Source organism: Methanocalculus sp. (assembly GCF_029762515.1).
Classification (GTDB): Archaea; Halobacteriota; Methanomicrobia; order Methanomicrobiales; family Methanocorpusculaceae; genus Methanocalculus.
The window spans coordinates 1-10645 of record NZ_JARVGN010000027.1 but is presented as its reverse complement, the minus strand read 5'-3'; the positions used below and the strand labels follow the sequence as shown (position 1 = coordinate 10645).

11 protein-coding genes are annotated in these 10645 nt (G+C 52.8%); 1 reads left to right on the top strand and 10 read right to left on the bottom strand.

What is annotated here, in order from left to right; translation table 11 throughout:
• Nucleotides 1-40 precede the first annotated feature (40 nt).
• Nucleotides 41-571: a hypothetical protein gene (locus QCH34_RS01815; protein WP_300329112.1), complete on the bottom strand. Its 531-nt coding sequence runs from the start codon at nucleotides 569-571 to the stop codon at nucleotides 41-43.
• A 231-nt stretch (nucleotides 572-802) separates the two neighbouring features.
• On the opposite strand from QCH34_RS01815, the gene QCH34_RS01810 reads away from it, so the two are divergent.
• Complete coding sequence (locus tag QCH34_RS01810; protein ID WP_300329109.1) at nucleotides 803-2716, top strand: methyl-accepting chemotaxis protein; 1914 nt, start codon at nucleotides 803-805, stop codon at nucleotides 2714-2716.
• A 25-nt stretch (nucleotides 2717-2741) separates the two neighbouring features.
• On the opposite strand, the gene QCH34_RS01805 is transcribed toward QCH34_RS01810, so the two are convergent.
• From QCH34_RS01805 to QCH34_RS01765, 9 genes are all read right to left on the bottom strand, one after another.
• The gene (locus tag QCH34_RS01805) at nucleotides 2742-2900 is read right to left on the bottom strand and encodes a hypothetical protein (protein WP_300329106.1); all 159 of its coding nucleotides are present in this window, start codon (nucleotides 2898-2900) and stop codon (nucleotides 2742-2744) included.
• 48 nt (nucleotides 2901-2948) lie between these two features.
• Nucleotides 2949-4658 (bottom strand): formylmethanofuran dehydrogenase subunit A, encoded by a 1710-nt coding sequence (locus QCH34_RS01800; protein ID WP_300329103.1) that lies wholly within the window; start codon nucleotides 4656-4658, stop codon nucleotides 2949-2951.
• A gap of 6 nt (nucleotides 4659-4664) precedes the next feature.
• Complete coding sequence (locus QCH34_RS01795) at nucleotides 4665-5978, bottom strand: formylmethanofuran dehydrogenase subunit B (RefSeq protein WP_300329099.1); 1314 nt, start codon at nucleotides 5976-5978, stop codon at nucleotides 4665-4667.
• A 9-nt stretch (nucleotides 5979-5987) separates the two neighbouring features.
• Nucleotides 5988-6389 carry a molybdopterin dinucleotide binding domain-containing protein gene (locus QCH34_RS01790; protein WP_300329095.1) on the bottom strand — a complete coding sequence of 134 codons (402 nt, stop codon included), beginning with the start codon at nucleotides 6387-6389 and terminating at the stop codon, nucleotides 5988-5990.
• 15 nt (nucleotides 6390-6404) lie between these two features.
• Nucleotides 6405-6827, bottom strand: coding sequence for a hydrogenase iron-sulfur subunit (locus QCH34_RS01785; protein ID WP_300329092.1), 423 nt, complete (start codon nucleotides 6825-6827; stop codon nucleotides 6405-6407).
• Nucleotides 6828-8849 (bottom strand): CoB--CoM heterodisulfide reductase iron-sulfur subunit A family protein, encoded by a 2022-nt coding sequence (locus tag QCH34_RS01780; RefSeq protein WP_300329089.1) that lies wholly within the window; start codon nucleotides 8847-8849, stop codon nucleotides 6828-6830.
• An 8-nt stretch (nucleotides 8850-8857) separates the two neighbouring features.
• Nucleotides 8858-9775: a CoB--CoM heterodisulfide reductase subunit B gene (hdrB, locus tag QCH34_RS01775; RefSeq protein ID WP_300329086.1), complete on the bottom strand. Its 918-nt coding sequence runs from the start codon at nucleotides 9773-9775 to the stop codon at nucleotides 8858-8860.
• Entirely contained in the window at nucleotides 9775-10356 is a 582-nt protein-coding gene (gene hdrC / locus QCH34_RS01770) for a CoB--CoM heterodisulfide reductase subunit C (RefSeq protein ID WP_300329083.1), read from the bottom strand. The genes hdrB and hdrC overlap by 1 nt, the downstream gene beginning before the upstream one ends.
• A gap of 10 nt (nucleotides 10357-10366) precedes the next feature.
• Nucleotides 10367-10645, bottom strand: a 279-nt coding sequence (locus QCH34_RS01765) for a 4Fe-4S binding protein (protein WP_300329080.1), incomplete at its 5' end; no start/stop codon positions are given.

The following is a 10645-nucleotide window of genomic DNA, read 5'->3' as shown; positions in this document are numbered from 1 at the left end:
CTAGTCCTGAACATATTTGATTGTTTTGTTCATACCAAAATCAATATATTTTCTCTATGATTGCTCCATAATTGTATGGATATTTCAGATCCAGGCGTCCCTGGGATGATTCAACCGGCAGTTCTGTTGTGACCTTTTTAACATTCATCGGATACATCGTTGCTTTCCGGACTTTATACGGAATACCGGATTCCCTCACCTCTGCCTGTGTCTGTGGGAGGTATCCTTCAGGAAGATCCATCAGGTTGTACGCAAAGAGTGTCACGTACATCTCAATGCCCGGACCTGTTGTGACGCCCATGGTATTGGTCTTGTCAAGTGTCACTGTGACAAGGAGATTCGTCCCCTGCTCCTGGGAAGTGAGAGCAGCAGTCATCCCGTAGATATCCTTTCCTTTGACGATATATGGCTCTGGAATGACTGGGGAGGGTGCCGGATGCACCGGTTCCGTTTGAGGGGTTACAACCGGAGCGGGCAATGGCTGGGAAACAGGTGATTCAGACTGGATACACCCTGCAGTACAGAGAATAGCGATTAAGAGAAGAGTACACCACAGAGAAAGACGGAACATACAGAACCCTTCTACTATCAGATACTTAATCCTTGTTGAGAATCGGGAGGAGAGGACACTCTCTACCCAATGAACAAGAGAATCTATTTTTTCTAAGGTTTCTTTCTGGAGAGAGAAAGATACATTTATTGCATCTCAGATAAAAAACCACAGTTATTAGCAAGTGCTTAGGCTATTCGAAATAATTGAACCATCATTACTTGAGAATAGCAGAGGAGTTGGAGAGAACACATGACAATACCAGACCCAAACGATATTTTTCGTCAGGTCCTTGAAGCAACCCAGGATTGGGAATTCCTGCTGGGACCAGACGGGACCTTTTTATATGTATCGCCTTCCTGCCAGCGGATCACTGGTTATTCCCCTGAAGATTTTCGAAAAGAAAAGGATCTTTTCCGCAGGATCATCAAATCCGAGGATTTTGATTCCGTGAAAGCTGCCCTTGCAGTCCGGGAACGAGAGGAGAAGGAAGTAAAGTTCAGGATCAAGCATAAGAACGGAAGCGAACACTGGGTATCGCTTCTCTGCACGATTGCGAAGGATAAAGATGGCAGGCAACTTGGAACCCGATGCAGTGCACGCGATATGACGCTTGAGATCAACCGGAAGATGAAACAGGATACCTTTGTGGTTACAGAAGTCACCCGGTTAGTCGCAAACCTCAAAAAAGCCGCAAGGGGGGACACCTCATTCAATCTTCAATCCGCTCATTTTGACGAAGATACAAAAAATTTTGCCTCTTTAATCTCCAAACTCGATAAAAGCCTTGCCACCCTGAAGGAGTCGCTTGATCACCTGATGGGAGATGCAAAGATGATGATGCATGGTCTGACCGAGGGTAACTTTGAGATCCGCGCAGACCCGGAGCGGCATGAGGGAGAGTTTAAAGAATGCATGCTTGGAATAAACGGCATGCTCGATGCGGTCACAAAACCAGTTCACGAAGCAATGCGTGTCTGCGGGGCATTCGCTCAGGCAGACTTCTCTGCGACATTCGATACAAATATCCAGATGAAAGGTGAGTGGGAAGAGTTCAGGAAATCCCTTGACAGGATGGGGAAGGTCTTAAATAATACTGTCAAGGAGATCACCCGTGTCGCCAGCGCATTTGCTGACGGCGACTTCACCGCCCATATCGATGATAAGCTCAATGTTCGCGGGGATCTCATTGCCGTGAAGACTGCCTTAAACAAAGTCTCAGCAGATGTCTCACACCTCATTGCAGGATCAAACCGGCTGATGGAGGCGATGGTGGAAGCAGCAAACGAAGCCGAGACGAGCATCGACGAAGTCTCCACCGGCACCCAGCAGATCGCCCGTAGCACCGGGAACGTAAGCGGCCATATCGAGAAGGCAACCCATTCAGCCCAGCAGGTTCTTCAGGCGATGGAAGATCTCTCTGCTGCCGTCCAGGAGGTTACCGCAAGTGCAGAATCTGTTGCCGGACTCTCACGAAACGCTGATGAGCAGTCTCAGGAAGGAACAAAGGTTGCCAGGCGGGCAGATGCAGGCATGGCCGAGATCACCACCGCAACCGCCGAGATCGATGGGATCATCAGGGATATCAACACCCAGATGGTCGAGATCGGAAAGATCGTCGGCGTCATCTCGGATCTGGCAAACCAGACAAATCTGCTCGCGCTCAATGCAGCAATCGAGGCCGCCCGTGCCGGAGATGCAGGGCGCGGCTTTGCGGTTGTTGCAGCTGAAGTCAAAGCCCTTGCAACAGAATCACGATCCTCTGCCGAGCATATCACCGAGATGATCGGCAATCTCAGGGCCGGGGCTGAAAAAGCTTCGTCTGCGATGAAAACTGCAAATACTGTCGTCAGGGATGGATCAGATCAGATGCAGCAGACGATTCTTGCTTTCAATGAGATCGTCGACTCGGTCGGAAAGATCTCACGAAGCATCGAAGAGGTTGCAAGTGCAACTGAAGAGCAGGCAGCCACTGTTGAGGAGATCACCGCAAGCATCCACGAAGTTGCCGCCCTGATGGAGAGGACAGCACACGAGGCAGGAGATACTGCAGCCGGTACCGAAGAGGTATCGGCAAGTATCGATGAGGTCGCCAGTATGGTGACACGGGTCACCGAGATCTCCCAGGAGACCCTTGAAGCAAATCGGAAATTCAGGGTAGCCTGAATACCACCACCTTTTTTTAACGAGATTATTCCCTTATCTCATCAGTTAACTCGACGAGCATCTCCTGCATCAGGAGCATCCGCTGCACAGGAATAGTGCAGCATGCCGTTGAGAGAACAATCCGCTCCCGAACACTCTGAGAGGGGAGAATCCCCTCTCCTTCAAGCTTAAAAGCGAGATCCATCTCACTCGGTATCATACATTCAGATGCCATCATCATTCTCCACCCACCTCAGACAGTAGCATCGATCTCAAAGACTAACGGGTTTGGCACATAGTGGTGTGCATACACCTCGTAGTTCTTCTGGGAGACTGTGTAGAACTTGTTGAACTTCAGGGCGATATCACGCTCGACCTGCGTGTTCTCATTTGTCTTCACATTCACCCAGAGTGTTCTCTTGTTCCCGTTGGAAACGATCTCGCCGTCATTGATGATCAGCTCGCCCTGCTTGAAGAGGAACGCAGCCTTACCAAATGCCGTCTCGATTGCTTCGGGATCAGACGCAGTCTCGGGGTTGTAATCGTAGACCGCGACATCGCCGCAGAGGCCGGGTGTCAGTGACCCATACATATGGGAGAGACCCAGTGCCTTTGCCGTTCCTGCACGGGTCATCATCGCGATCTCATACAGCGAGAGTTCGCGATCCATCGTGCTCAGGCCGGTTCTGTCACGAACCTTGTCCTCGTTCTTCATCCCGGCAAACATCTCGTCACGGGCCTTTGCGCTCATCAGCCATTTCATCACGCGGGGATACCGGGTGAAGGGACCTGCATTCGGATGATCAGTCGTCATGTGGTATCGCATGTGATCCTTTGCAAGAAGCGCGATCTCAAGACCGATTGCCCACTGGATACCGCAGACAAAGACATCGGGGCTGTACACATATGGCACAACACCGGAGCCCGTCTCGAGCTCGACATCGACATTTGCCCATTTCAGGTGGTTCAGTTCACAGAGATGGTGTTCGAACGGACCGTCGGCGGTCATCGTCGTCGTCTCATCCAGTGTTACAAACCCGATATCACAGGTGATGTTCTTCTGGGAATTGACGTAATCCGCGATCTTGTCGGCACGGGACTCGAAATCGCCCCAGGTGGTGCCGCCATACGAGTGGAACTGGATATGGGTATGGTGGAGCACCTGTTCACGGCCAAAGTTGTTCTTCGCCGAAATCCCCTCGGCAAGCTTCAGGGTATCAAGGGTGGTCTCGTAATTCCCGGGGTTGCCGAGATTGTTGCTGTGCACATGCATGCTGTGCGGCAGCCTGAGGTATTCGTTTGCCTCGATTAACCCTTTCACAATCTCAGCAGGAGTGATATCGAAGTAGGGTACCGGGTCATGGACACTTGTACAGTTCAGACCCCATCCCCAGGCTTCGGTACCGCCGGGGTTGACGCATTTAATCGCAAAACCCTTCGTCATCCGAAGGAGCCATGCGATATATGCCGCAGTGTTCTCGGCTTCGCCATTTTTGAGGTATTCAAGGACAAACCAGTTGTTCCCAAACACCGGGTACGCACCCTGGTCGATGATCGGGGTATCCCGCATCTCTTCATGGGTATGTTTTGCATAGAACGGGGGCATCGCCGCTTCCATGACGGTGGTATACCCCATATCCGCATACTTGTACCCGGTCTTGAAGACGGTCGGTACCGAGAACCCGCCGGACATCCGCTTGACGCCCTTGCCGGGTTCATAGGTTGCCTGTCTCTTGTCTTCAGGACGGAAGTTCCGGCCGACATTCACCTTCGGTCCGGCAACATGGGCGTGGATATCCACGCCACCAGCCATCACGGTCTTCCCGGCAGCATCGATCACCTTTGCTGAAGCGCCGACACTCTCGACAATTTTGCCGTCTTTGATGGCGATATCTTTCTTGTCTCCGTTGATTCCCAGGACAGGGTCGAAGACAAAACCGTTTTTGATAAGGTATTCTGCCATTGTGGTCTACACTCCCTTGCATTTCCTGACTTCAGCGAGCACCATCTCGAGGAACTCCTGGTCGGTGAGCATGCCTTCCGGCGGGTCAACAACCTTCCTCGACTCGATCGGGACATTGTCCATACGATAACAGCAGCCGCCAACCTCGACACCGACAAAGGCGACCGGGACATGGAGTTTGCAGACCGCAGTCGTCGGGGTGAGGTGGGGGTCGATTGCAACTGACGGCAGCTCTGAAATCTTCTTCACCGAGCTGATCGGGAAGTGTGCGCCGGGATCTGAGCCGAGCACAAAGACCGCGTCAACCTCGTCTCTCATCAGCAGATCATTTGAACTGGTCTCGCCAGGGTTATACCGGGCAATACCGCGTGACAGGTCAACACAGAACGGGAACCCGTACTGCCAGCCGAGCACTTCGCCGGAGCCGGTAACGTTGTAGTGGCCCCGCATCGGCATGATGGCGGCTTTTGTGTAGTCGTTTAAGTCACGGGTGACTCCGATCGCGATATCGATGTTATGGTTCTTGCCAAGCGACTGGGTCACACCCATCCCGAAGTAGATGATCACAAACCGGCCGCTCTTTAAGAGATCGGCTGCTTCGTAGATCTGGTCTTTTGGGATTCCTGCAACAACATCTGGCAGTTTCTCGCCACGGAACGCGACCCGGAGTGCCGAGAGGAGTTCGTAGTCGCGGCCCTGCTCAAGCTGGAGATGGACATCGGCAAGCGATGCGGTATCGGTCTTCCTCGGGTCGATAACAACAACTTTCCTGCTCTTTGACCCTTTCCCGGTGAAGAATCCACGGGGATAGACCGAGTATCTCGACATGTGCCGGGGGTGGGCATGTGCCGGGTTGCATCCCCAGAAGACGACACGGTCGGCACGGTTCATTGCCTCGCCGAGGGTGCATGAGGGGATCCCGACATCCTGGACGGCGATGAGCGAACTGCCGTGGCAGACGGTTGCGGTGTTGTCGACGATACCGCCGACAGCTTCTGCAACCGAATGGCCGACACTCTGCGCTTCGCAGGAGGTCGATGACCATCCGTACATCAGGGGTTTCTTTGCTTCACAGAGGATCTTTGCGGTATATTTTGCCGCTTCCTCGTAGGAGACCTCTTTGGTGGTTCCATCTTCCTGCATCATCCGGGGCCGGGTGATCCGGTCCTCGGCCTGCGAGTGGAGGAACTTCTCTGCACCGATTGCGCAGGCATGATAGACCTCGAGGATCTTCTTGCCGTCGTCACTCAGCTCGACTTCAAGGTCGTCACAGAGTGTCCCGCAGAAGGGGCATATTACATCTGATACGATATTTGCCATAGACTTTCCTCACACCTTGAGTCCGCATGCCCTGCGGACAAGTTCCTGGGAGTCATAGATCGGCTCGTTGATTGCTACTTCGACTTCAATAGGGACTCCCTTGAATGTCGGCATACCCATTGAGTAGGTATTTGGGTCAATGACCATGTTTGCCCAGGGTCCCATCGGAATGTAGGCAAGGCCAGGGTGCGGACCCTGGGTTGCCTCGACAGCCTTCACGATGACAGTTCCAAATTCGCTTGTAACGCGGACATTGGTGTTCTTCCAGACGTTCAGCTTCTTCATGTCGGAGGGATCCATCTCGATGATGCCGCATGCCTTTGTGTAGGCTTTCTTCTCTTTGCCGCCTTCCATCGAGACGCCCTGCTGAATGGTTCGTCCGGTGATAAGGTTCAGTGAAATCTTGGTCACGCTTACTCCCTCCCTCTACTGCCGAAACTCCTTCAGCGGGCTTGGTCCGAGTTCTGTTACTGTCTTGACGACATCTTCGACGACCTTTGCCCACTTTGCACCCTCAGATGCCGAGACAAATGTCATTCTGAACCTCTTGTCTTCGATACCCATGTTCTTGAGGACACTCTTTATGAGGAACATCCTCTTTGCCGCCTTGAAGTTCCCTTCAAGGTAGTGGCAGTCACCGAAGTGGCATCCTGAAACGAGCACACCATCTGCACCGTTTGCAAACGCCTTCATGATGAAGAGGGTATCGACACGCCCGGTACACATGACCCTTATCGTCCTGATATCGGGTGGGTATTGTGTCCTTGCACTTCCTGCGAGGTCTGCTCCTGCATAGGAACACCAGTTGCAGATGATGCCGAGAATCTTTGGTTTCCATTCATCAGTCATTTACTGCTCACCTCCGAGGAGGAACGCATCAATCTGTGCAACAATCTGTGGTGTAGCAAAATGCTGCATCCAGATAGCACCACCGGGGCAGAACCCTCCGCAGGTCCCGCATCCCTTGCATTTCGCTTCTGTGACCTGCATCACGGTTCGTCCGTTCTTCTCGACGAGATCAAGTGCCGAGTATGGGCAGAGGTTCACACACATCCCGCATCCCGCACATTTCTCTTCAATGCACATGGCAAAGTATGGTTCGAGCTCGACCTCTCCGACATGAATCGGAATCGATGCTGCTGCTGCTGCTCCTTCTGCCTGTGCCACGGTATCGGGGATATCCTTTGGTCCCTGGCAGACACCTGCGAGGAATACGCCTGCTGTGGTTGTTCCACAGGGATTCAGCTTCGGGTGAGCCTCGAGGAGCCATCCGTCCATGGACTGTGACACACCGAAGAGGTGGCGTACATGGTTTGTCTCTTCCGTTGGCTGGACCGCAGATGCCAGTACAACCATATCGAGTTCGATATCGACCGGCTGGCCAAGCAGCGTGTCTTCAGTGAGAACATGTGGGTTCTTCGTGATTGGATCCTCTTCGATCTTGGCCACACGTCCCCGTATGAACTTCGCTCCCTCATCCTGGATACGGTAATAGAACTCCTCGTACATCTTTCCAAACGATCGGATATCCATGTAGAAGAGATACGACTGTGATCCGGGAATCTTCTCATGCAGCTGATGTGCATGTTTCAGCGAATACATACAGCAGAACCTGCTGCAATATGGCTTGCCGATCCCGGTGTTGTCACGTGACCCTGCACAGAGGACAAACCCGATCTTCTTTGGTGTCTCTCCATCGCTCGGCCGTATCACCTTGCCGCCGGTTGGTCCGGACGCACAGATGAGCCGCTCGAATTCGAGTGAAGTGATGACGTTATCATACCGTTTGTATCCCCACTCGGTCTTCTTCTCGACCGGGAAGAGTTCGTATCCGACTGCAAGCACAGCGGTACCGACCTTGACGGTGACAAACTCGTCTTCCTGTTCGAGATCGATCGCCTTCTTCTCGCCGCATGCCTCGACACAGAGTCCGCATTTCACACAGGAATCGAAATCAACTGTGTAGATAAGAGGCACAACCTGTGGGTGATAGATATAGATCGCCTTTCTGGGCGCCATCCCCATCTCGAACGGATTCGGCTTGATAACAGGACAGACCTGTTCACAATCTCCGCACCCGTTGCATCCTCCGCCGACGATTCCTCGTGTTTCAGCCTCGGTCGGTGTGAGGACACCTCGTGCCTTCTTTCTGAGTGTGATATCGAAGTTGCCGATGTACCCCTCGACCTTCTCGACCTCGGTATAGGTCATCAGCTCGATGTTTGGGTGCCTGCCGACATCCACCATCTTGGGTGTCAGGATACACTGTGAACAGTCGAGTGTCGGGAACGTCTTGTCGAGTTGTGACATCCTGCCGCCGATTGTGGGTGCCTTCTCGATGAGATAGGTCTTGATCCCCGAGCTTGCAAGATCGAGTGCTGCCTGGATACCACCGACACCTGCGCCGACAACCATTGCGGAATGCTCGACCGGTACCGACTTTGGGAACAGGTCTTCAAGGAGCGATGCCTTGGCCACCGCCATTTTGAGTGCATCCTTTGCCTTATCCGTTGCTCCCTGGCGGTCATGCATGTGGACCCATGAGTTCTGTTCGCGGATGTTTGCCATCTCGAACCTGAACGGGTTCAGTCCACCCTCTTTTGATGCGGTACGGAACGTCGGTTCGTGCAGCCGTGGTGAACATGCCGCAACGACAATCCCGGTGAGGCCATGTTCTTTGATCGCATCTTCGATCTTCTTCTGGCCGGGTGTCGAACACATGTACTGGTATTCGTCTGCCAAAACGACATTTGGAATCGTCTGTGCAAAATCCTGCAGTTCCTTGATATCAATGGAACCAGCGATGTTGGTACCACAGTGGCAGATATACACACCGACTCTGGGTTTTTGTGATTTTGTTTCATCAACCATAGTACACCTCACCGGAGTTTGTTCAGGAAAGGTTCACAGGAGATCCCATGGAGATCAAGTGCAAGATCCTGCGGGCTCATCCCCTGTGCAAGGCCGAGCAGTTCGTTGTAGTGGAGAACAGGAATTGCCCACTCGACACCGAACTTCTCCCCGATCTCGATCTGGCCACGGTCAAACTGAAGCTGGCAGAACGGGCAGACCTCGGTTATTGCGTCGGCTCCGACCTCGCTCATGTTGATCAGCTTCTCGTTTGTGATGTCAAGTGCATGTGCAATATCATATCCACGCACACCGCCACCGGCACCACAGCACTGCATCTTGTTGCGGTACTGCACCGGTTCTGCACCCAGTGCAGCAACAAGCTCCTCCATCCACATCGGGTTCTCGGTATCGCCGACACCTTCCGCTTCAAACTCACGCTCTTTGCGTGGCTTGAGCAGGTGGCATCCATAATGGACGGCAATCTTCACTCCTTTGAGTGGTGTTGTGATACTGTCTGCGAGCTTTGCCACGCCACAGATCTTCTCATCATAATAGATCTCGGCAAGGTGGCGGACATTGATCGTTCCCTTGAACTCCATGTCGATCTCTTTTAAGACTTCGTTAACGTCATCCCTGAGTTCGTCATGGTGTTTGAGCTTGTGGTTCACTTCCCAGATTGACTTGTAACAGCCATTGCAGATGAGTGCGATATCGGTATTCATCTGCTCGGCAAGGACAAGGTTGCGTGCAGCCATTGCGTACCATACTTTGAGATCGATCGAGCCAAACGCTCCTGGTGCAGGACAGCATGATGCGCCCTTCAGTGGGAGGAGTTCGATCCCGAGATTTCTGCTTGTTTTAATGGCTGCGGACTCGATACCGGGATACCGGTTCGGTGCGATACACCCGAGGAAAAATGCGTATTGGTGTGTCTTTCCTGACATTACTGACCCTCCGCCAGAATTTCATCAGCTTTATCTTTCAGGCCGTAGTGGTCGAGAATCTTCTGGATGCCCGGTATAAACTCAGCATATTTTGCTGTTGTTTCCGGCTCGGCTTCAAGTCCGAGTCTGACACGTGCCGCACGGTTCACATCGTTATTGGGGACACCATGTCCTGTCTTGTAAATGAACTGGACGGTGTTTAAGAAGTTCCGTGGCACAATCTCGCGTTTGAATGCCAGATTTCTCATTGCCATGATAATATCGGTCGGTGCGATATCCCGTGGACACCGGTCGGTGCACGAATAACAGGTGGTGCAGAGCCAGAGATCCGGGTCGGTAAGCGCATCGTTCTCGAGCCCGAGCACTGCCCGCCGGACAAACTTCCTGATCCGGTATGAGCTTCTCGGTGCCGAGGGGCATGACCCTGTACAGGTGCCGCACTGGTAGCACATGTGGGCAATCGTCATCCCTATCTTTTCGACATTCTTGAGGAAATCGGGGGATGCATCTTCTGTGCGGTAATACCGGTCTGCCAGACGGACAGACAGGTTTTCATCGGAGTAACCCTTTGCTTTTGCCATAATGAAAACCTCACGCAGTCTCCATTCTCTTCAGCTGAACTTCTCCGGCCTTGCTCTGGTCTTCCCGAACCCGGGAAGTCCGTGGAGTCAGGAGCTTCGCTTTGATCGTCTTGAACAGGTCGGTCTCTTTTCCTTTGACCCGGATGCCGGTCCTCTTCAGGACAATAATATCCTCGCCGGGGCAGGCATTGACACAGGCGCCACAGAGCATGCAGAAATCCTTGTTCACTGCAATGACCGGTTCAAGTTCGCGTTTCAGATCCTTTGCGGGCTTGGGTGTCGGCAGATA